This window comes from Cytobacillus sp. BC1816 (assembly GCF_051353635.1).
GTDB classification, from domain to species: Bacteria; Bacillota; Bacilli; order Bacillales; family Cytobacillaceae; genus Cytobacillus; species Cytobacillus oceanisediminis_C.
This window is the reverse complement of sequence record NZ_CP195611.1, coordinates 1,645,368-1,666,801: the sequence shown is the minus strand read 5'-3', so window position 1 is coordinate 1,666,801 and position 21,434 is coordinate 1,645,368. Positions and strand designations below refer to the sequence as shown.

The window sequence follows — 21,434 nt, the reverse complement described above, 5'->3', positions numbered from 1 at the left end:
AAAAAAACGTTGAGAACAGCAGCTGCTGTTCTCATTCTATTTCCTGGCTGATCTGAGCAGGATCAACTGGGCTAAATCCTTTATTCCGCAGCCCTTTCACAATATCCTCTAATGCTTCTTTTGTCCATTGCCTATCATGCATCAGTAAGTTTGCACCATTCACTAAAAAGGGTGAATTAATCATTATATCTGCTAAAGCATCTTTTGATTGATATTCCTTTTCCCAGTCATATCCGTATGTCCAATTCATGAGAAGCATGTTTTCATCCTTAGCAACCTTTCTGCTGTAGTCTGAAATGGATCCAAATGGTGCCCTGAAGAATTTTGGCCTCTCTCCGATAATCTCTTCTACTCGATCATTAAGACTAACAATCTCATCATATTGCTGTTCCTCGGATAAAGTTTTTAAGTTGGGGTGGCTGTATGTGTGATTACCGATAGCAAAACCAAGTTCGTGAATAGCTTTCAAAACTTCTGCTTCTTCCGGAGTATCAATAAAGTGTCCATTAACAAAAAAGATAGCTGGTGCTGAAAGTTTTTTTAAGATCCTGGCCATCTCCAATGCATTTTTATCAGGAGCATCGTCAATGGTCAGTAATACAACCTTTGAGTTTGCATGATTCATTGGTTCTATTGTCCAATTACTTGCATTTATCTTGTATTGCGGCTCTGATAAGGATACAGCTTCTTCTTTCGGTTCTTTTTTGGCATCTTCTTTGTTCTTCTGCAAATTGGATTCATGAACTTTGGAATGATCATCCGAATTATTTTCTTCTTGCTTATACTCTTCTTTTTCCAATTCTGATGGCTGACTTTCAACCGCATTAAGATCCGTACATGAAGCCAGAATCATTAGAAAAAAAACGCCTATGATAAGTCCCTTTATTTTCATATTGACCTCCTAGAGTGCTTATTCCTTTAAACTCACCCCAATTAGTGTTAGTATGTAAAATGGCCTTTTAAAGGAGTTGTTCCCCTTTTTGATACCTTACTATTACCTACTGATTTTACCCGAAATAGATACGTTTTGAACATTTAAAAGTAAAATTTAGAATTAAGTGTGGATCTATACATCCTTTCGATTTTCGAAATGCGATCTTTTTCGGGAAGCTGCTCTCCCCTGCTGAGCTTCAATATGCTTTAAAAATCAAGCTATAACTGTCAGGAATGCGGAATGCTTATTTTCCTGCATTTTTAGGATTAGGAGTATTACGGAATTATTCTATCTACGTTCATTTTATTAAGATTTGGAGGGATTTGATGAAGAAACTGACACCCGTATTTACGGTTTCAGTCATATTCACAGCAATTTTTATTTTATGGGGACTTGTCCCGAAGACCATACTGCCAAAGGGCAATCTTGATTCTGTTACAGCATCTGTTCAAGGATTCATATTAGAGAAGTTCGGCTGGTTTTACCTTTTATCAGCTTCTATCTTTTTAATTTTTTCTATCTTATTAGCATTCAGCAAATACGGGAATATTCGTCTGGGCAAGGATGCAGATAGGCCCGAATATAGCTATTTATCATGGTTTGCCATGCTCTTCAGTGCCGGGATGGGAATAGGCCTGGTTTTTTGGGGAGTGTCGGAACCTATGTATCACTTTTATGCCCCTCCTTTTCTCGAAGGACAGACACCAGAAGCAGCTAGGGCAGCCATGAGGTACTCCTTTTTCCATTGGGGTCTTCATCCATGGGCTATTTATACTGTCATTGGGCTTGCACTGGCGTATTTCCAGTTCAGAAAAGGAGCACCGGGAGTTATCAGCTCCATTTTGAGGCCAATTTTAGGGAGCAAAGTGGATGGGCCGCTGGGCGTATTAATTGATTTTATTGCCGTCTTTGCTACTGTTTTCGGAGTTGCAACATCATTAGGTCTGGGTGCCATTCAGATTTCCGGAGGACTTTCTGGAATATTCGACGGCATCGGTAATAATTTCACCACTCAATTAATTATTATTATCGTTGTAACGGTCTTGTTTATGCTTTCAGCCCAAACCGGATTAAACAAGGGAATAAAGTATTTAAGTAATTTAAATATTATCTTAGCAATATCTTTATTATTATTTCTTCTGTTTGTAGGTCCGTCTAACTTTATTATGGACCTGTTCACAACGACTATTGGCTCTTATCTTCAAAATCTTCCATCCATGAGCTTCAGGCTCAGCCCTTTTGATCAGGAGCTGACATGGTTTCAGGATTGGACCATTTTTTATTGGGCATGGTGGATTGCCTGGGCGCCATTTGTCGGTACGTTCATAGCCAGGATATCCCGTGGAAGGACAATAAGAGAATTTGTCATTGGTGTGCTTGCTGTTCCAACCCTATTTGGAGCCCTTTGGTTTTCTGTTTTTGGAGGAACAGGTATATACCTTGAATTCTTCGAGGCTAAGCCTATCATGGAAACAATCGAGCAGCAGGGAATGGAAGTAGCACTGTTTACCGTGTTTGATAACTTCCCTTTCAGCACTGTTCTTAGCTCAATGGCTATTTTCTTAATCAGTACATTCTTTATTACTTCTGCAGACTCAGCTACCTTTGTTCTTGGTATGCAGACGACTAACGGCAGCCTAAACCCTCCCAATAAAGTGAAATTTGTCTGGGGCATTATTCAATCAGCATCTGCAGCCATCCTTTTATGGACCGGTGGTCTTGAAGCTCTCCAAAGAGCTTCCATTATAGCTGCACTCCCTTTTACCATCATTATGCTTCTAATTGTGGTATCGCTGGCTAAATCGTTTAAAGAAGAAGTCATCCAGAAAAAAAATAGCTAATAATAATAAAAAATCGGCTCCTGCAAAAGGTGCCGATTTTTTTATCCTTACTCGTATCTTTTACCAATGAGACAAGTAGGACATTGCAAGATGGAAAGATGCATACAAGCTTAAGCTCATAACAGTTACCATAAATGTTTTTTTTGCAGACTTAATTACCCAATTTCCAATGTTTATTGCCAAATAGAAAAAAACAAAAAACATAATGACTTTATATATGAGCTGGTCATATTTTGACAGCCATTCAATAAAAGTATATCCGCTCCAAATTAACATCTGCAGCAAAAGAGCTGTATAAATCTTCATGCACTCCACCACCAAACTTTTTAATCCTTACCCGCTTTTTTAATTGAAGAAACACTTGTGTATGTAATATATGTTGAAAAGGATATTCTTATTTTTCATTTCTGTAACATTTGAATGACAAGCCAAAATTTTCTTTTACTATATGATAAAATACTCATAAATATTAAGTTCTTATTATGAATTGCTCAACAACTGTTAGAAGACTGGAAAATTACCGAGACTTCTATACTGATTCAGATGAAACGATCTTATCTCATACTTTGGAATTTATAATAAAGTGAGGGCAAAATGATGAAAGGTTTGCCGCTGATCATAATTACTGCACTCTTGTTTATGACCTCTTCATGCAATCATAAGGAAGTAAAAAAAGAGCTGAAGATAGACGATAGTGTTAAACAGCTCATTTTTTTCACGGATAATAAACAATATGAACAGGAAATATCCTATTATGATGCCATCATCGAATTAAAGAGAAGCTATCCGGATCTGATCAAGAATATGAAAATCATAACAGCTTCTGAATCCAGCCATATTAGCAATTATAATGTAGAAAACTGCCCTGCCATGCTGCTGGTATATCAAGATAAAGTGATTGTTGAAATTAAAGGCACTGTACCTAAAGAGAAGATCATTCATCCGCTTGCCGATGCAATGGATGAAAAGGACTAAAAGTAGTCATCATATACAAAAAAATCCTTCCCGCCAGGGAAGGATTTTTAAATTATTTTACAATGTGAATTGGGCTTCCAATAGCAACTTCTGCTGCTTCCATTGTGATTTCACCCAATGTCGGATGAGCATGAATAGTCATGGCAAGATCTTCTGCAGTCATGCCTGCTTCAATAGCCAATCCAAGCTCAGCAATCATATCAGATGCACTTGCGCCAGCGATTTGCGCACCGATTACAAGACCATCCTCTTTACGTGTCACTAGCTTTAAAAAGCCGTCAGTTGAATCAAGTGCAAGGGCACGGCCATTAGCTGCGAATGGGAACTTCGCTGCCGCTACTTCGATTCCTTCTTCTTTAGCCTGCTGCTCAGTATATCCTACAGAAGCCAATTCAGGCTCAGAGAATACCACAGCTGGGATTGCTAAGTAATCTATTTCTGCGTTATGGCCTGCAATTGCTTCTGCAGCAATCTTACCTTCGTAAGAAGCTTTATGAGCCAATTGTGGACCTGCAACAATATCACCAATAGCATAAATATTGCTTACATTCGTACGGCATTGTTTATCGATTTCAATAACACCGCGTTCAGTCATCTTAATGCCGGCTTGTTCTAAGCCCAATTCGTCTGTATTTGGACGTCTTCCAACCATTACGAATACATAATCTGCGTCAAGAGATTTCTCTTCGCCTTTTTCTTCAAACTTAACGGTAACTCCAGTTTCATTCTCTTCAACACCTTTAGCAAGTGCCTTCGTAATGAATTCAACGCCTTTTTTCTTTAAGTTCCGTTTAACAAGTGATGACATTTGCTTCTCAAAACCGACAAGGATATCATCTGCACCCTCAAGAACCGTTACTTGAGAACCAAAATTCGCATAAGCTCCGCCAAGTTCTATACCGATAACACCGCCGCCAATAACGACGATTTTCTCTGGAATCTCTTGAAGTGCCAGTGCACCTGTTGAATCAAGAACTCGTTTGGAGAATTTAAACGTTGGCAATTCAATTGGACGAGATCCTGTAGCAATGATCGCATTTTTAAAAGTATAAGTTTGTGCGGAATTATCGTCCATTACACGAAGGGTATTCGCATCAACGAAGTAAGCTTCCCCGCGCACGATGTCAACTTTATTGCCTTTTAAAAGACCTTCTACTCCTCCAGTAAGCTTATTAACTACACCAGATTTAAATTCTTGTACTTTTGTAAAGTCAACTTTTACATTTTCAGCTGTAATACCCATTACATCTGAGTGCTTTGCATTTTCATAGCGGTGGCCTGCTGCGATTAAAGCCTTTGAAGGAATACATCCAACGTTTAAGCAAACTCCGCCCATATTAGCTTTTTCTACGATTGTTACTTTTTGTCCAAGCTGTGCTGCACGAATCGCTGCAACATATCCACCAGGACCCGCACCAATGACTATAGTATCTGTTTCGATTGGGAAATCTCCTACTACCATTTGTTATTACGCCTCCATTAACAATAGTTCTGGATCATTCAGTAAACGCTTGATGTGATTTAATGCATTTTGTGCAGTTGCTCCATCAATAATTCTGTGGTCAAAGCTTAGTGACAATGCCAATACTGGAGCAGCAACAATTTCTCCATCCTTCACTACTGGCTTTTCAGCAATACGGCCTATTCCAAGAATGGCAACCTCAGGATGATTGATAACCGGAGTAAACCATTGACCGCCGGCAGAACCGATATTTGTAATTGTGCATGAAGCACCCTTCATTTCATCTGGAGCAAGCTTGCCATCACGAGCTTTACCAGCTAGCTCATTGATTTCATTAGAAATGGCAAATGTCGACTTGCGGTCTGCATCCTTAACAACTGGCACAAGAAGACCTTTTTCAGTATCTGCTGCAATACCGATGTTGTAGTAATGCTTATGGATGATTTCACCTGCTGCATCATCAATTGAAGTGTTTAGTGCCGGGAATTCACGCAATGCACTTGTTAATGCCTTTACCACATAAGGAAGGAATGTAAGCTTAATTCCTTTATTAGCTGCAACTTCTTTAAACTTCTTGCGGTGTGCAACAAGTTTCGTAACATCAATTTCATCCATTAATGTTACGTGTGGAGCTGTATGCTTAGAGTTTACCATAGCTTTTGCAATTGCTTTACGGATTCCGCTCATTTTCTCGCGAGTTTCTGGATATTGTCCCGCAGGAATCGCCTGTGCAGCTGCAGGTGCAGTTTCTTTTGCTTCAGCCTTTGGTGCGTCTTCTTTAGCAGTGGCTTCAGCACCTTTTGCTCCGCCATTCAGGAATGCATCAATATCATCTTTCTGGATGCGTCCATTTTTGCCGCTTCCAGCTACCTGACGAATATCTACACCTTTGTCGCGAGCGTATTTTCTAACAGACGGCATAGCAATAATACGGCGATTAGGATCTACTTCAGCCTCAGAAATAACTACTCCTTCTTTTGGTGCATCTTGAGCAGGAGCTTCTTCCTTCTTTACATCCTGGCCAGCTTCAGCAGTTGCCTGAACTTGCGCTTCTGTTTTTTCTTCTTTAGGAGCCTCATCTTCATGGTCTCCCTTGAATTTAAGATCTTCATATCCAGGAGCATCAAAAGTAATCAATACTTGACCTACAGTTGCGACTGTACCTTCTTCAACAAGGATTTCTTCAACTTTACCTTTAACTGGGGAAGGAATCTCTACAACCGCTTTATCGTTTTGAACTTCACAAAGCACGTCATCTTCTTGTACTTCGTCACCTGGCTTTACAAACCACTTGACGATTTCACCTTCATGGATACCTTCACCGATATCAGGCAATCTAAATTGGAATGCCAATGGAATTCACCCTCCTATTATTTCGATCGTTCATTATAAAACACGTCAGGGGGATATTTTCCCCCTTGTTTTATCAGTTATATGCGATTAAAATTCAAGAACTTTTTTAGCTGTTTCGATTACATCTTTATAGTTTGGAAGCCAAACAGTTTCAGCTTGAGGGAAAGCAAAAACAGTATCTGGAGCAGCTACTCGCAGAACTGGTGCTTCCAGGCTGAGAATAGCACGATCATTGATTTCTGCAACGACATTTGCTGCAATACCAGCCTGCTTTTGTGCCTCTTGAACAACAATTGCTCTTCCTGTCTTTTCAACAGAAGCAATGATTGTTTCAATATCAAGAGGAGCAACTGTGCGCAAATCGATAACTTCTGCAGATTTCCCTTCTTTTTCAAGCTCTTCAGCAGCTTTTAGAGATTCATGAACCATTGCCCCGTAAGTCACAATAGTCAGGTCAGAACCTTCACGTTTAACTTCTGCTTTACCAAGAGGAATTGTATATTCTTCTTCAGGCACTTCCTGACGGAAAGAACGGTACAATTTCATATGCTCAAGGAAGATAACAGGATCGTTATCGCGAATTGCAGAGATAAGCAGTCCTTTAGCATCATAAGGAGTTGACGGTATAACAACCTTTAGTCCAGGCTGTTGAGCCATTAAGCCTTCCAGGCTGTCAGCATGCATTTCAGGAGTATGTACCCCTCCCCCGAATGGTGAACGGATTGTAACCGGTGAATTATATCTTCCGCCGGAACGGTAACGCATGCGTGCCAGCTGGCCGGAAATTGAATCCATTACTTCATAAACGAATCCAAAGAATTGGATTTCAGGCACCGGACGGTAGCCTTGTAAACCAAGACCGACTGCCAGACCGCCGATTCCGGATTCAGCTAGAGGTGTATCAAATACACGCTCTTCGCCGAATTCCTTTTGAAGGCCTTCGGTAGCACGGAAAACGCCGCCGTTTACGCCCACATCTTCACCGAATACCAATACATTCGGATCGTTGCGCAATTCTGTGCGAAGAGCATCAGTAATTGCCTGAATCATTGTCATTTGCGCCATGGCTTACTTCGACTCCTTTTCTTTGTATATTTCATACTGTTCTTTTAGGTTATAAGGCATTTCTTCATACATAATGTTCATAAGGTCAGTAACCTTTTGTTTAGGTGTATCATCAGCCTTTTTAATAGCTTCTTTAATATCTTCTTTTGCTTGTTCAATTACTTCGTTTTCCATGTCTTCATTCCAGATGCCCTTATCCTCAAGGAATTTGCGGAAACGAACAAGCGGATCTTTCTTTTCCCATTCATTATCCAGGTCAGAAGTACGGTAACGCGTTGGATCGTCACCGGCCATTGTGTGTGGTCCGTAACGGTAAGTTAAAGTTTCGATTAGTGTAGGACCTTCACCATTCAATGCACGTTCACGCGCTTCGCGAACAGCTGCATAGACAGCAAGCGGATCCATACCATCAACCTGAATTCCAGGAATTCCGGCTGCCACTGCTTTTTGTGCAATTGTTTTTGCTGCTGATTGTTTTTCTACTGGAGTAGAGATTGCAAAGCGGTTATTCTGAACAATAAAGATAGCAGGTGCTTTGAATGCTCCTGCAAAGTTGATGCCTTCATAGAAGTCACCTTGTGAAGCACCGCCGTCGCCAGTATAAGTGATGGCAACTGTCTTTTCGCCGCGCTTCTTCATTCCCAGGGCAACCCCTGCAGTCTGAATATATTGAGCTCCAATGATAATCTGAGGTGAAATGACATTTACACCTTCAGGGATGTTTCCGCCTTCAAAGTGTCCGCGGGACCATAGGAAAGCCTGGTATAACGGAAGGCCGTGCCAAATGATTTGAGGAACATCACGATATCCTGGAAGAATGAAGTCTTCTTTCTCCAATGCAAAATGAGATGCTAGCTGAGAAGCTTCCTGTCCGGCAGTAGGAGCATAGAAGCCCAGGCGGCCTTGTCTGTTAAGTGAAATGGAGCGCTGATCAAGAATACGAGTATAAACCATACGGCGCATTAATTCCTGAAGCTGCTCGTCGCTTAAGTCAGGCATTGCTGATTCATTAACAACTTTGCCATCTTCGTTTAAAATTTGTAGAGTTTGGAACTGTTCTTCAACTGTTTCGAGCTGTTTTTTAGCATCGAATTGTGCCTTCTTTGTTTTAGAAGCCATATCAGTCACCCTTTCCTTTCATAAAAAGACGTTAATAGAGTTTTATACACAAAATTTAGGTTACCCAAAACGAAGCCATATTAGATACTCTTTCAAAGGCAAAAAGTTTTCTCTTTCGGCATGTTTTATTAAGCATCTCTAAAAAGCAGAACATTCGTTTCTGCCATATGCATACTTTTAAATAGTGTTCCACAGATCACTTCTAAAAAAACGTCTTTCGGTTCATCTTTAACTATCATATTCTGTATCACTTTATTTTGCAACATAATTGATACAGAATTAATTACGAGATTTAGTTTAATACACCTTCAAGACCTTAGTCAATTACCTTGCTTTTTGTTTTTCACAGTTTCCATACTTTTTATATTTTTTATTGATAACCAAAACTGTATTATCGGATGAACCTCATCTGTACTATAAAAAACTATTATATTCCGATGTGTTATAGTAAAGAGAAGCCTCCCGTCATTATTTTAATATAAAAAGCACCGCCCTCAAAAAGAAAGCGGATTCATCCCGAGCCGTGTTTTCTCCCATTCAATTGCTTTTAGAATAGCAAAAAGCAAAAAAAATGCCGGGCATAAATATGCCGGCATAAAAATTATTCTTCTGTTTTTATTTCAAGTCCTGCTTCTTTATAGAAATTAAGTTTGGCTTCGTTATACTCTTTTGTTTTTTCATTGAACTGCTTATTTGAAGCCAGTATCTTTTCATACATATCATTTATTTTGCTCACTTGGCCTTCCAGCTGTTCTAGAGTAAGATCCTCCTTTTTAAACATGGCATATAATTCTTTATCTAATTGAGTCGCTTTAGAATAATCCTTGTAAAGAGTGTCATGGATTTTATACCTGTCCATCATGATCTCATACAGCTCTTTAGCTTTATCTTTCAATTTTTTATCCTCTATCTCCTCTATGGTCGGAGATAATGTCTCAAATTCTTTTTTCGACGCCTGGATGCTTTCCTGCTCTTTCTCCATATGAGTAACCCGCTGCTCCACAATGGAGGAAGCCTCATCAGACAGCTTTTTAATTTCCTTGAAATCCTTCATCCCCAGGTTGATAATTTTATCGTATAATTCCTTTTCTCTTTTTTCCAGCTTAACGAGCGGTTCCTGCTGCTTTTCAAAATCCTTTTCTTTAGCTACTACATTCTCCAGCACATCATATATTTTTTCCTCGGGATCCGGGCTGTTCATACAGCCTGTGAGGATGAAAGCCCCTATGATAAAAACAAGCAGCAGTCTGCTTTTGTTCAAAATCGACACCTTGAAACCCCCTTACTTATAACATTTTTAACTATAAAGGTACCTGCCCGGTTTGACAATAGCCCTTTGGTTCGAAACTCTTCGCATCATTACAGAGCTTGTCCTTATTACAAGTATAATTTAAATCTATTCACTTCATTTTTCCTTTATGACTTGGGTAATGGCCTACACCAAACATCCCTTGAAACATAGGCTATATTAATCGTCCTAAGCGGCAAGGCAAAAAAAATGGACGATAATCTTACTTTAGGGAGGTTATCCTACATGTTCGGATATGGCGGATACGGTTATGGATGCGGTTATCCAGCAGCAGGAGCCGGCTGCGGCAGAGGTTTTGCGTTAATTGTAGTATTATTCATTCTCTTAATTATAGTTGGCTGCGCTTGCTGGAAGTTTTAATTACTTGAGAAGGTGCCAAAGGCACCTTCTCTTATTAACTTTTTTGCCCCGCTCTGATAGACTGAATATAATTAAATAGACAAAGGGCTTTTTTGGCTATGGCATTTGATCTTCTAGCCAATAATTTTGCCATTTTTCTTTATTACTTAGCGGGAGTGAGAATCATGCTGAGCATGAAAGATATTATTCGCGATGGCCACCCAACTTTAAGGAAAATTGCCGCGGAAGTGGACATGCCTCCATCTGCAGAAGAAGTACAAATTTTAAATGAAATGATGGAATATGTAAAAAACAGCCAGGATCCAGAGCTTTCTGTAAAATATGGCTTAAGGGCAGGCATTGGTTTAGCTGCTCCTCAAATTAATATTTCCCGGCGGATGATCGCTGTTCATGTAACCTATAACCAGGAGTTATTCAGTTATGCTCTCTTCAACCCTAAGATCATCAGCCATTCCGTGCAGCTTTCTTATCTGGCTGCAGGAGAAGGCTGTTTATCTGTTGATGAATCCATACCCGGTTTTGTGCCCAGATATGCAAAAGTAACTGTAAAAGGTACCGATCTGCAGGGCAATGAAGTAAAACTCAAGCTCAAAGGGCTGCCAGCCATCGTATTTCAGCACGAAATTGATCATCTGAACGGAATCATGTTTTACGATCACATCAATAAACAAAATCCTTTTCAGCCAATTGAAAATGCAATTGCTATAGAACGGTAGCTTGCTGCTGCATAGCAAAACATAACAAAAGGAAAGGAAAGCCTCCAGCTAATTAATCGGATGCTTTCCTTCACTTCCTATATTAATTGAAGTTCCTTTAGTCCCTTCCAAATTCCTTCATCGTCAACACCGGAGGTTACATGGTCTGCTGCCTTCTTAACCACTTCTTCTGCATTGCCCATTGCTACTCCGTTTCCTACAGCGTTCAGCATCTCTATATCATTTAGTCCATCTCCAAACGCGTATACATCCTTCAAATCAAACCCAAGTCTTTTTATCATTTGTTTTATCCCCTCAGCTTTAGACCCGCCTGCAGGCAAAACATCAACAGAGTATGGATGCCATCTGATAAAGCCAAAATCAGGATATATAGAAGAAGAAATATACTTTTCCTCATCCTTTTCCTCGCAGAACAGCAGCGATTGATATAATTCCCTGCCACTGTAAAACTCACGATCTTCTTCAGGATGCGGAAACTTTAAACTGCTCATGCTTTTCTCAATAAATGCATGGTGGTGTACGGAAGATTTCATCGTTTTCTCATTCATAAACACCAATGGATGCCCATTTGACTGTGCATGAAGATATAGCTTTTCAATCTCAGATGATTTAAGAGGATTACGATAAATGGGTTCGTTTTCGAATACTACATATTGGCCATTAAAGCTGACAAATGAATCAATTTCGAGTTCGCTGCGAAGACTTTCAAACATGAAAGGCGCCCTGCCGGTGGCAATTGCAACGAAAGTTCCGTTCTCTTTCAGCTTGCCGATTGCCTCTTTCGTACTATCCGGCAAGTTTTTATCGTGATCCAATAAGGTCCCATCTATATCAAAGAAAACAATCTTTTTCATTTTAAAATTAACTTCCTTTCAAGCGTTATTTTGCTGACTGCTATGACATGATTTATCGTAATAAAACACTAAACCCATAAAGTTAAAAAGTCAATTTCCTTTCTATTAACAGACGGTATTTCCATTTTTACCCACGAGAGATTTAACTATTTTACCATATAATATAAATAAGAAAAGCAGATGCGCCTGCCCTGCCCCCGACAACGAGGCAGGCTGCTTGCGCTAGACAGTAATTAAAAGAGACCTCATTATTTACAAAAATCTGTTTAAAACGTCCTTGCTGCCTTTACTTTGGACAAGGATCGTTTAAAATAGAAAGTAAGGAGTTGATCCACTATGTTAAAGAAGCTGAGAAAGAAGCTTTTAAAACAGTGGAATGAAATGCTTCGAAAAAAATCAATTGCCTGACAAATTTGAGCCCTTCAAACTTGCGAAGGGCTCCTTCCTTATTGTAAATTGGTTATCAGTATACTTTTTTACATAGATTCGGGAGCATATTAGCACTGAGAAGAATTTATTATTAAGATCCGGCAGGAAAAAACATGTAATACATGTTATTATTTTATATATTAGATAAAAGTTTTTTATCGGATTAAGGAGAGATAGAAATGATTTTCAAGGTATATTATCAGGATTCTAAGACAGAGGTACCGGTTAGAGAAAAAACAAAAACCATTTTTGTGGAAGGCGATTCTGAAAGAGACGTACGCAAAAAGCTGGCTGACCGCAACTATAATATTGAATTTGTAACTTCTGTCCAAGGAGAATTCCTGGAATATGAAAAACAAAATGAAGACTTTAAAGTATTGGAGATTGAGTAATTTATGAAATTTGTTAAAAATGATCAAACAGCCGTTTTTGCCCTGGGCGGACTGGGTGAAATTGGAAAAAATACTTACGCTGTGCAATTCCAGGATGAAATTATCCTGATTGATGCTGGAATTAAATTCCCTGAGGACGAGCTTCTTGGAATCGATTATGTTATTCCTGATTACACTTACTTAGTGAAAAACGAAGATAAGATTAAGGGATTATTTATCACTCATGGGCATGAAGACCATATCGGCGGAATTCCATATCTCCTAAGAGAAGTTAACATCCCGGTCTACGGCGGAAAGCTGGCCCTTGGCCTTCTGAGAAATAAACTTGAAGAACACGGACTATTGAGACAAACCACTCTTCATGAAATTAAGGAAGACGATATCATTAAGTTCAGGAAAACTTCCGTGACTTTTTTCCGGACGACTCACAGTATCCCTGATTCATATGGCATTGTTGTTAAAACGCCGCCTGGACAGGTTGTTCACACTGGGGACTTCAAATTCGACTTCACTCCTGTGGGAGAGCCGGCCAACCTGACAAAAATGGCTGAGATTGGAAAGGAAGGCGTCCTTTGCCTGCTTTCTGACAGCACAAACAGTGAAATACCTGAATTCACCATGTCTGAACGCCGAGTTGGCGATAGTATTCATGATATCTTCCGCAAAGTTGAAGGACGGGTTATCTTTGCCACTTTCGCTTCTAATATTCACCGTCTTCAGCAGGTGACTGAAGCGGCTGTCGCGAATGGCAGAAAAATTGCTGTTTTTGGAAGAAGCATGGAAGCAGCTATAAATATCGGACAGGAATTGGGTTATATTCAGGCACCAAAGGACACCTTTATTGATGCGCATCAAATTAATAGACTTCCAGCCAACCAGGTGACGATCCTATGTACAGGAAGCCAGGGAGAGCCAATGGCAGCCCTATCAAGAATTGCTAACGGAACGCATCGCCAGATCCAAATCATTCCTGGCGACACTGTTGTATTCTCTTCCTCTCCCATTCCCGGGAACACAATTAGTGTCAGCAGAACTATTGACAGACTTTCCCGTGCAGGTGCAGAAGTCATTTATGGAAAATTAAGCGATATTCATACATCCGGTCATGGCGGCCAGGAAGAACAAAAGCTAATGCTTCGTTTAATTAAGCCGAAATTCTTCATGCCGATTCATGGTGAATACAGAATGCAGAAAATGCATGCCAAATTAGCTGTGGATTGTGGAGTGGATGAAGAGAATTGCTTCATCATGGATAATGGTGAAGTCCTTGCCCTCAGCGATGATTCTGCTCAAGTTGCAGGTAAAATACCGTCTGGTTCTGTTTATATTGATGGAAGCGGAATCGGTGATATCGGAAATATCGTTTTACGTGACCGCCGCATTCTTTCTGAAGAAGGTTTAGTGGTTGTCGTAGTGAGCATCAATATGAAGGATTTCAAAATTGCCGCTGGCCCTGACTTAATATCCCGCGGATTCGTCTACATGAGGGAATCCGGAGATTTAATCAATGATGCACAGGCACTTATTACAAAACACTTAAGCAAGGTTATGGAACGCAGAACAACTCAATGGTCAGAAATTAAGAATGAAATCACTGACACACTTGCACCCTTCCTTTATGAAAAAACAAAGCGCCGTCCAATGATTTTACCGATTATTATGGAAGTTTAAAAGCCTTAATGGACGCGAGTAGATCTATTATATTTTGTATAAAAAAGGCTGAATCTCTCACTTGAGAGATTCAGCCTTTTTCAAATTAAGACATCACTTTCTTTTCAAAACGGTTGATGTCTACGTCTGCTCCAATAACAATAAGGATGTCGTCAAATTGTATTTTTTCATTTGCCTGCGGAGATACGATAATTTCATTTTTTCTTTTTATTGCAACAATGTTGATTCCATACTTTGCACGGATATCAAGATCAATAATGCTATGGCCAGCAAGTTTTTCATTAGCTACAATTTCTACTATGCTATGCTCATCCGATAGTTCCAGATAATCCAGAACGTTATTAGAAACGATACTATGTGCAATTCTTCTGCCCATATCCCTTTCAGGATGAACAACATGATCTGCCCCTATTTTCCTCAATACCTTTGCATGATAATCATTTTGAGCTTTAACGGTAATCTTTTTAACCCCTACCTCTTTTAAAATTAATGTGGTCAGGATGGAGGCCTGAATATTATCGCCAATTGCCACGATAACATGGTCAAAATTGCGTATTCCCAAACTCTTGATAACGGATTCATCCGTGGTATCGCCAACCACTGCGTGTGAAGCGATTCTAGCAAATTCGTTCACCCGGTCTTCATTTACATCAATTGCCATTACTTCCATGCCTTCTTCAGCCAGAGCATGGCAGATGCTTCCTCCAAAACGTCCAAGTCCGATAACAGCAAATTCTTTCTTCATCCTATCTTCCCCCAGCATAGTTAGCAATATAGACAATAATACCATATTAGCACAGACAGAAGTATAGCTATTAGATTTTCCTTCCTGACAAAATAAAACCTCCGAGCGGAGGTTTTATTTTGTTCAATCACATTGCATCAAGCATATTGAATTGTGCTTTTACCAAATGATAATATTCACCTTTTGCATTCATTAATTCTTCATGATTTCCTTGTTCTAAAACATTTCCATGATCCAGCACAAAGATTTGATCGGATTCACGGATTGTGGATAGCCTATGGGCAATAATAATGGCCGTTCTGCCCTTTAAAAGTGTTTTTAAAGCCTGCTGGATTTTGACCTCTGTCTCAGTGTCAATACTGGCAGTAGCTTCATCAAGTATAAGAATACGGGGGTCTGCAAGCAAAGCACGGGCAAAGGAGAGGAGTTGCCTCTCACCCACCGATAATATATTTCCTCTTTCCTCCACTTCGGTCTCGTATCCCTTGGTAAGTTTTGCAATAAATCCATGTGCACCGACAGCTTTGGCTGCTTCCACTACTTCTTCATCAGTTGCATCAGGTCTGCCAAAACGGATGTTATCATAGATTGTTCCAGAAAATATGAAAGTGTCCTGCAGCACCACACTGATTTGCTTGCGCAAACTTGATAGGGATACATCCTTAAGGTCGCAGCCATCTATTTTTACAGTACCTCCTGAAGGATCATAAAAGCGGCTGATTAAATTGGCTATCGTCGTTTTACCCGATCCTGTATGCCCCACAAGAGCCGCGGTTTGCCCTGCTTTTATCTCAAGGCAAACCCCATTTAAGGCAGTTCTTTTTTCATCATAAGAAAATGTGACATTCTCAAATTCAATTTTCCCTTTTATCTCCTGCAAATGAAATGCATCGTTGCTTTCTGATACGATTGGTTTCTCATCAAGGAATTCAAAGATTCTTTCAGAGGAAGCCATTCCCATGAGAAGCTGGTTATAAACCATCCCAAGCCGAGAAATAGGCTCCCAGAACATTCCTAAATAAAAGGCGAAAGAAACAAATACACCGATCGAGATTGACCCATCCTGAATCAGATGTGCCCCAAACCAAATCAGTACAGCTGTGCCCAGAGCATTGGTCAATTCAACCAGCGGCCTGAACATAGCATTTTTCTGAGATGCATTTCTCCAGCTTTCAAAGTTCTCAGTATTCACACCATCAAAGAATGCCATATTCTCTTTTTCCTGTGTAAAAGACTGGGTAATCCTTATCCCCTGAATGCTTTCATTTAAGTGAGAATTCAATTTGGATTGTTTTAACCGGACCGTTTGCCACGATCTGCGGATATTTCTGCGCAAACTTGTGGAGATAAAAAACATGATAGGCAAAATGACCATGATAGCCAAAGTCAGTTCTGGACTTAGAGTAAATAAAATAATAAAAATCCCTGCCAGCATAATCAGATCCATCAGCAGATTTATGACTCCATTGGTAAACAGCTCCTGAAGCGAATTTATGTCATTCATAATCCTTACAAGTATGGATCCTGCCGAACGCTGATCAAAAAAACGATGTGAAAGGGTCTGTACGTGTGTAAATAAATGTTTCCGAAGATCATAAATGACACTTTGGCCAAGTTTATTCATCCATTTAATCCTGTAATAGTTTGCAGCATATGAAATGGTGTAGAGTACTGCAATCACTGAAACCAGAATGGCAAGGAGCCCGCTGTCCTTTTCAATCAATGCTTTATCTAAGGTATACACACCTATTAAGATGGGAATTATAAGCCTGACTGCTGTATTTATTAATACCATTATAATAGATAGCGGAAGTAAATTTTTTCTGTATGGCTCCATATAACTGAATAAGCGCAGCATCTGCTTCCAGTTAAATGGCTTCTCAATAACTTCGTCTGAAGAGTATTGAAATCTATTTAACACATTGTCATTTTTAGTTTTACTTTTTTTCAAGGAGGCACCTCCTAGCCTGCATTTGATTGGAGAACCTTGTCGCGGTCCTGATATTGAATATCGTAAATCCGCTGATATGGGCCATTATTTCTAAGAAGCTTTTTATGTGTCCCCCGTTCTGCCACTCTCCCGTTCTCTAGTACAAGTATTTCATCAGCATGCTTCAGGGAAGAAATCCGGTGGGCAATGATAAAGGTAGTTCGATCAGCCATTACTTCTTTCAAAGCTTTTTGTATTCTGAATTCTGTTTCCATATCCACAGCACTTGTTGCATCATCCAATACTAAAATGCTGGGATCTGCACAGATGGCCCTTGCTATCGCAATCCTTTGCTTCTGTCCGCCTGAAAGCCCCATGCCCCTTTCGCCAAGAACGGTATCATATTTATCAGGAAGCTCCATGATAAATTCATGTGCCTGTGCACGTTTGGCAGCTTCAACGATTTCCTCCATAGTGGATTCAGGCTTTCCGAATGCAATATTTGCTTTAATCGAAGAAGAAAACAAAAAGGATTCCTGGAGAACAAAGCCAATGTTTCTTCTGAGAGATTGAAGAGAGTATTCCTGCACTTTTACCCCATCAATAATCACATGACCTTCAACTGGCTCATAAAATCTTGTCATAAGCTGTGTTAAGCTCGTTTTTCCTGATCCCGTCGAGCCTATTAACCCAATTACCTTTCCTGGCTCAGCGTGGAAAGAGATATTGGATAAAGCGTCATTATCATCCTTGGTATATTTCAGCGTAACATCGCGAAATTCCACCTCACCCAGCAAACGTTCTGCCTTAACACATGATTCTATATCCTCAATCTCATTATCTGCCTCAAGGATCTCAATGAGCCGCTCTCCGGAAGCTTTAGACTGAGAAAAGAGATTAACGATGAATCCAAGGTTCATAATAGGCCACATAATATACCAGACAAGGCTGTAAAAAGCGACAAGTTCCCCTGGCCTCAGACTGCCAGCCATAACAAGATAACCTCCGTAAGCCAGAAGCAATACAACACTTAAATTTCCCAAAAATTCCATTAAAGGAAAATACTTAGCCCAAATATCCGATGTAAAGAGATATTTATCTTTATAGTCACTGTTAGAGTCATTGAATTTATTAATCTCAAAATCTTCCCGTGATAATGACTTCACTGTATTAATTCCGCTTATATTCTCCTGAACTTTTGTATTCAGTCGGCCGAATGATTTACGGATGCTCCGGAATGCCGGATGCACAGCTTTATCAAATTTAAAGGTAACTACCGCAAGAAAAGGCAGCGTAATAAGGGTGACAATCGCCAGTGGGATTGAATAATAAAACATGACCGAAACACTGATAAAGATCAGTAAAACAAAACGAATGAGTTCAGAAAATCCGAATGAAAGAAAAAAACGGAACCCCTCAACATCAGCAGTAAGCCGAGACATTAAATCGCCTGTTTTTGCATTGTCATAATATCGAAACGGCAAGAACTGCAGCTTTTCATAAAGTACATTTCTAAGTTTATAGACCGATGTGATCCCAAACAAATCACCAGTGTACTGATGGATATAAGTCGCTGCCCCTTTTACACCCATTATGGCAATGAAGCCTAAAGCCAAATAGGGTATCCACCCATAATTTCCCCCAATGACAACTTCATCAATTGTCAGCTGAAGGATCATCGGATACACAACCGTAATCGCTGTCACAATAAACAGAAAGAATATGGACCAGAGAAAGTAATGTTTAAATGGCAAGTAATATTGCTTTAACTTTTTAAATGTTTCCATCTGCATGCCCCCTTTTAATTTGCGGAAAAATTAGAAAAGTTAGAACGTAATATTAAATATATCGAGTTTCGAAGTATTTTTCCACCCCTTTTTGTTTGATTTTTCCACTTTTTTTGAAGCCTATCTTTATAATGTGTCTATTCAAACTCCTAATCTTTATTAATGCCCTTCAAAATCGCTAAAATGGCTTTCGATCTAAAAACCTGCATATCAGTAATTTGATTATTCACATCGAGGCCATTATATAGAGCTGTCCGCATGAGAGAAAGCTAACCGTTTGCATATAAAGTGCTGTTGCGATAAAATGATGACTTTAATCATACTGAAAGGAAGCGTTAGAATGGAAAATCAAAATTTATCGCAAATAAATTGGGAAGCCCTGCTGATAGATGCCGGACTTATTCTATTAAAGCTGGCAGCTATCTATTTTGCATTTTTAATCGTTAAGTCTGCGGGAAATAAAATCATACATAAAAGTTTTGAGGGAATCGGGAGGAAGGAAAGAATATCTCCGGGAAGATCGAAGACACTGCAAAGTCTTGCTAAAAACATTTTCTCTTACGTACTTATTTTTATTTTTGCTGTTACGATTCTTCAGATTTTCGGTATAAAAGCAACTGCCATTCTTGCCGGTGCCGGGGTAATCGGATTAGCGGTCGGCTTTGGAGCTCAAGGCCTTGTCAGCGATGTAGTAACAGGATTTTTTATATTGCTGGAAAGGCAAATTGATGTCGGGGATTATGTTACAACCGGAAGCTACTCAGGAATAGTGGAGCAAATCGGATTAAAAACTACACAAATCCGCGGTTTTGACGGAACATTGCATTATATCCCCAACCGGGAAATTACCAGTCTGAGCAATCATTCCCGCGGCAATATGCGCGCACTGGTTGATATAGGAATCTCCTATGATGACAATATTGATGAAGCTATCACAGTACTTCAGGAAACCTGCGACAAAATCGCCGAAGTAAACCAGGCGATTGTTGAAGGACCTAATGTCATTGGCGTACAAACATTAGGCTCATCGGATGTTGTATTAAGAATTATTGCCAAGACAGAAAACATGGAACAGTGGGCTGTCGAACGGCAGCTGAGAAAAGCACTGAAGGAAGCCCTGGAAGCTAACGGAATCGAAATCCCATTCCCTCATCAGGTACTCATTCAAAAACAGGCAGGATCAGAAAGTGCTGCCGGATAAAACCGTAAGCAAAAAGCTGATTTCGCAGAACCTAAACAGGTGCTGAGAAATCAGCTTTTTAAAATTTTTCATTTTTTAGTAAATACTTATTGCAAACTGATTTGACTTATCCTTTATACCTTAAATATGATGCAATCAATTCAATCGCTTTCTCTATTGCCGCTTCATTTGGATTCAGCCTGGCATGATGAAGTCCGTATTCTGAATCGACTCCAAGCCAAAACATGAAGCCTGGAATTTCTTCAAGCATATATCCGAAGTCCTCACCCGTCATGGCTTCCCGGCATTCAACAACGTTAATGTCTGTGTTGGAGCGTACAAACTCCATGAATTCCTTTGTTAAGGTTGCCTCATTGTAGACCTGATGATACATGCTGCCATAGTCGATTGAAGCTTCACATTCATACCCAACTTCAATTCCTTTTACTAGCGCCTGAATCCTGCTTTTTACTTTTTTCATTGATTCAGGGGATAACGTTCGGATGGTACCTTCAAGCCTTGCTTTTTCAGCTATGATGTTTTGAACGGTGCCACCTGTTATTTTTCCAATAGTTACGACCGCGCTGTCCAAGGGATCAATGTTCCTTGAAATGATGGACTGAAGCTGGCTGACCAAAGTACATGCTGCCACAACCATATCATTGGTATTATGCGGATATGCCGCATGTCCCCCTTTTCCTTTTAAATCTATGAAAAGTTCCGAGGTATTTGCAAACAGCAATCCCTCTCTCAATGCAATTGTTCCAACGGGATATTCTGGAGCAACATGGAGGGCCAATATCATATCCGGCTTCCATTCCTTCATTATGTCAGATTTAAGCATAGGTTCTGCTCCACCAGGCCCTTCTTCAGCTGGCTGAAATATAAACAGTAAATCATCGTTAATGCGTTCTTCAATGAATTTTGTTATTAGGCCAAGTGCAATCGACATATGAAAATCATGTCCGCAGGCATGCATCTGTTCACTATGCTCGGATTTGAACGGCAGGCCTGTTTCCTCAATGATTGGGAGACCGTCTATATCAGCACGGTACCCAATCATCCTGGTCGAATTCCTGCCGCTGATTTTCACAAAAATACCGGTTTTCCAAGTTTTAATTTCCATGCTGTCCTGAGGGAGAGAATACAGGTAATCTAATAGAAACTGCTGTGTTTTAAATTCACGGAACCCTAACTCCGGTATTTTATGCAGCTCCCGCCGTAATGCAACGAATGGATTGTTTGTGACCAAAACTTTATTCCCCCTTCTTAAAAATGCCCCTTATATTTCATTCACTCTACAGCAGTCTTG

At 39.9% G+C, this 21,434-nt stretch carries 19 protein-coding genes; 7 read left to right on the top strand and 12 right to left on the bottom strand.

Going from position 1 to position 21,434, the window contains the following annotated elements:
* Window positions 1-31: 31 nt before the first annotated feature.
* The gene (locus ACR42H_RS08805) at window positions 32-892 is read right to left on the bottom strand and encodes a polysaccharide deacetylase family protein (RefSeq protein ID WP_113881795.1); all 861 of its coding nucleotides are present in this window, start codon (window positions 890-892) and stop codon (window positions 32-34) included.
* 368 nt (window positions 893-1,260) lie between these two features.
* Between ACR42H_RS08805 and ACR42H_RS08800 the strand changes: the two genes are divergently transcribed.
* Window positions 1,261-2,775, top strand: coding sequence for a glycine betaine uptake BCCT transporter (locus ACR42H_RS08800; RefSeq protein WP_113881794.1), 1,515 nt, complete (start codon window positions 1,261-1,263; stop codon window positions 2,773-2,775).
* Between the two features lie 60 nt (window positions 2,776-2,835).
* Here the strand turns inward: ACR42H_RS08800 and ACR42H_RS08795 are convergent, their stop codons facing one another.
* Entirely contained in the window at window positions 2,836-3,081 is a 246-nt protein-coding gene (locus ACR42H_RS08795) for a hypothetical protein (protein WP_113881793.1), read from the bottom strand.
* A gap of 288 nt (window positions 3,082-3,369) precedes the next feature.
* On the opposite strand from ACR42H_RS08795, the gene ACR42H_RS08790 reads away from it, so the two are divergent.
* Window positions 3,370-3,750, top strand: a complete 381-nt coding sequence (locus ACR42H_RS08790; protein WP_113881792.1) for a small peptidoglycan-associated lipoprotein — start codon at window positions 3,370-3,372, stop codon at window positions 3,748-3,750.
* A gap of 52 nt (window positions 3,751-3,802) precedes the next feature.
* Here ACR42H_RS08790 and lpdA read toward each other — a convergent pair whose 3' ends face one another.
* From lpdA to ACR42H_RS08765, 5 genes are all read right to left on the bottom strand, one after another.
* Window positions 3,803-5,212 carry a dihydrolipoyl dehydrogenase gene (gene lpdA / locus ACR42H_RS08785; protein ID WP_113881791.1) on the bottom strand — a complete coding sequence of 470 codons (1,410 nt, stop codon included), beginning with the start codon at window positions 5,210-5,212 and terminating at the stop codon, window positions 3,803-3,805.
* 6 nt (window positions 5,213-5,218) lie between these two features.
* Window positions 5,219-6,565 carry a dihydrolipoamide acetyltransferase family protein gene (locus tag ACR42H_RS08780; protein ID WP_113881790.1) on the bottom strand — a complete coding sequence of 449 codons (1,347 nt, stop codon included), beginning with the start codon at window positions 6,563-6,565 and terminating at the stop codon, window positions 5,219-5,221.
* 87 nt (window positions 6,566-6,652) lie between these two features.
* The gene (locus ACR42H_RS08775; RefSeq protein WP_113881789.1) at window positions 6,653-7,630 is read right to left on the bottom strand and encodes an alpha-ketoacid dehydrogenase subunit beta; all 978 of its coding nucleotides are present in this window, start codon (window positions 7,628-7,630) and stop codon (window positions 6,653-6,655) included.
* A gap of 3 nt (window positions 7,631-7,633) precedes the next feature.
* The gene (gene pdhA, locus ACR42H_RS08770) at window positions 7,634-8,749 is read right to left on the bottom strand and encodes a pyruvate dehydrogenase (acetyl-transferring) E1 component subunit alpha (RefSeq protein ID WP_436375607.1); all 1,116 of its coding nucleotides are present in this window, start codon (window positions 8,747-8,749) and stop codon (window positions 7,634-7,636) included.
* A gap of 601 nt (window positions 8,750-9,350) precedes the next feature.
* Window positions 9,351-10,019: a YkyA family protein gene (locus ACR42H_RS08765; RefSeq protein WP_113881787.1), complete on the bottom strand. Its 669-nt coding sequence runs from the start codon at window positions 10,017-10,019 to the stop codon at window positions 9,351-9,353.
* 264 nt (window positions 10,020-10,283) lie between these two features.
* Between ACR42H_RS08765 and ACR42H_RS08760 the strand changes: the two genes are divergently transcribed.
* Both ACR42H_RS08760 and def read left to right on the top strand, forming a co-directional pair.
* The gene (locus ACR42H_RS08760) at window positions 10,284-10,418 is read left to right on the top strand and encodes a YjcZ family sporulation protein (RefSeq protein WP_113881786.1); all 135 of its coding nucleotides are present in this window, start codon (window positions 10,284-10,286) and stop codon (window positions 10,416-10,418) included.
* 164 nt (window positions 10,419-10,582) lie between these two features.
* Window positions 10,583-11,134 (top strand): peptide deformylase, encoded by a 552-nt coding sequence (def, locus tag ACR42H_RS08755; RefSeq protein ID WP_113882140.1) that lies wholly within the window; start codon window positions 10,583-10,585, stop codon window positions 11,132-11,134.
* A gap of 77 nt (window positions 11,135-11,211) precedes the next feature.
* Here the strand turns inward: def and ACR42H_RS08750 are convergent, their stop codons facing one another.
* The gene (locus tag ACR42H_RS08750) at window positions 11,212-11,988 is read right to left on the bottom strand and encodes a Cof-type HAD-IIB family hydrolase (RefSeq protein WP_113881785.1); all 777 of its coding nucleotides are present in this window, start codon (window positions 11,986-11,988) and stop codon (window positions 11,212-11,214) included.
* 608 nt (window positions 11,989-12,596) lie between these two features.
* On the opposite strand from ACR42H_RS08750, the gene ACR42H_RS08745 reads away from it, so the two are divergent.
* The gene (locus ACR42H_RS08745; RefSeq protein ID WP_113881784.1) at window positions 12,597-12,809 is read left to right on the top strand and encodes a DNA-dependent RNA polymerase subunit epsilon; all 213 of its coding nucleotides are present in this window, start codon (window positions 12,597-12,599) and stop codon (window positions 12,807-12,809) included.
* 3 nt (window positions 12,810-12,812) lie between these two features.
* Window positions 12,813-14,480, top strand: coding sequence for a ribonuclease J1 (rnjA, locus tag ACR42H_RS08740; protein WP_113881783.1), 1,668 nt, complete (start codon window positions 12,813-12,815; stop codon window positions 14,478-14,480).
* An 85-nt stretch (window positions 14,481-14,565) separates the two neighbouring features.
* On the opposite strand, the gene ACR42H_RS08735 is transcribed toward rnjA, so the two are convergent.
* The 3 genes from ACR42H_RS08735 to ACR42H_RS08725 form a co-directional block, all read right to left on the bottom strand.
* Window positions 14,566-15,225, bottom strand: coding sequence for a potassium channel family protein (locus ACR42H_RS08735; protein ID WP_113881782.1), 660 nt, complete (start codon window positions 15,223-15,225; stop codon window positions 14,566-14,568).
* A gap of 127 nt (window positions 15,226-15,352) precedes the next feature.
* Window positions 15,353-17,176, bottom strand: a complete 1,824-nt coding sequence (locus ACR42H_RS08730) for an ABC transporter ATP-binding protein (protein ID WP_436375602.1) — start codon at window positions 17,174-17,176, stop codon at window positions 15,353-15,355.
* 11 nt (window positions 17,177-17,187) lie between these two features.
* Window positions 17,188-18,942, bottom strand: coding sequence for an ABC transporter ATP-binding protein (locus ACR42H_RS08725; RefSeq protein WP_436375600.1), 1,755 nt, complete (start codon window positions 18,940-18,942; stop codon window positions 17,188-17,190).
* Between the two features lie 340 nt (window positions 18,943-19,282).
* Here ACR42H_RS08725 and ACR42H_RS08720 point away from each other — a divergent pair, with 340 nt between their 5' ends.
* Window positions 19,283-20,143 carry a mechanosensitive ion channel family protein gene (locus ACR42H_RS08720; RefSeq protein WP_436375597.1) on the top strand — a complete coding sequence of 287 codons (861 nt, stop codon included), beginning with the start codon at window positions 19,283-19,285 and terminating at the stop codon, window positions 20,141-20,143.
* A 106-nt stretch (window positions 20,144-20,249) separates the two neighbouring features.
* Here ACR42H_RS08720 and ACR42H_RS08715 read toward each other — a convergent pair whose 3' ends face one another.
* Window positions 20,250-21,374, bottom strand: coding sequence for an N-acetyldiaminopimelate deacetylase (locus tag ACR42H_RS08715; protein ID WP_113881778.1), 1,125 nt, complete (start codon window positions 21,372-21,374; stop codon window positions 20,250-20,252).
* Window positions 21,375-21,434 lie beyond the last annotated feature (60 nt).

Coding starts and splice junctions, on each gene's coding strand:
- lpdA (WP_113881791.1), bottom strand. CDS start 5,212: ATGGTAGTAGGAGATTTCCCAATCGAAACAGATACTATAGTCATTGGT.
- ACR42H_RS08750 (WP_113881785.1), bottom strand. CDS start 11,988: ATGAAAAAGATTGTTTTCTTTGATATAGATGGGACCTTATTGGATCAC.
- def (WP_113882140.1), top strand. CDS start 10,583: ATGCTGAGCATGAAAGATATTATTCGCGATGGCCACCCAACTTTAAGG.
- ACR42H_RS08790 (WP_113881792.1), top strand. CDS start 3,370: ATGATGAAAGGTTTGCCGCTGATCATAATTACTGCACTCTTGTTTATG.
- ACR42H_RS08805 (WP_113881795.1), bottom strand. CDS start 892: ATGAAAATAAAGGGACTTATCATAGGCGTTTTTTTTCTAATGATTCTG.
- ACR42H_RS08795 (WP_113881793.1), bottom strand. CDS start 3,081: ATGAAGATTTATACAGCTCTTTTGCTGCAGATGTTAATTTGGAGCGGA.
- ACR42H_RS08720 (WP_436375597.1), top strand. CDS start 19,283: ATGGAAAATCAAAATTTATCGCAAATAAATTGGGAAGCCCTGCTGATA.
- ACR42H_RS08760 (WP_113881786.1), top strand. CDS start 10,284: ATGTTCGGATATGGCGGATACGGTTATGGATGCGGTTATCCAGCAGCA.
- ACR42H_RS08745 (WP_113881784.1), top strand. CDS start 12,597: ATGATTTTCAAGGTATATTATCAGGATTCTAAGACAGAGGTACCGGTT.
- ACR42H_RS08775 (WP_113881789.1), bottom strand. CDS start 7,630: ATGGCGCAAATGACAATGATTCAGGCAATTACTGATGCTCTTCGCACA.
- ACR42H_RS08735 (WP_113881782.1), bottom strand. CDS start 15,225: ATGAAGAAAGAATTTGCTGTTATCGGACTTGGACGTTTTGGAGGAAGC.
- rnjA (WP_113881783.1), top strand. CDS start 12,813: ATGAAATTTGTTAAAAATGATCAAACAGCCGTTTTTGCCCTGGGCGGA.
- ACR42H_RS08800 (WP_113881794.1), top strand. CDS start 1,261: ATGAAGAAACTGACACCCGTATTTACGGTTTCAGTCATATTCACAGCA.
- ACR42H_RS08725 (WP_436375600.1), bottom strand. CDS start 18,942: ATGGAAACATTTAAAAAGTTAAAGCAATATTACTTGCCATTTAAACAT.
- pdhA (WP_436375607.1), bottom strand. CDS start 8,749: ATGGCTTCTAAAACAAAGAAGGCACAATTCGATGCTAAAAAACAGCTC.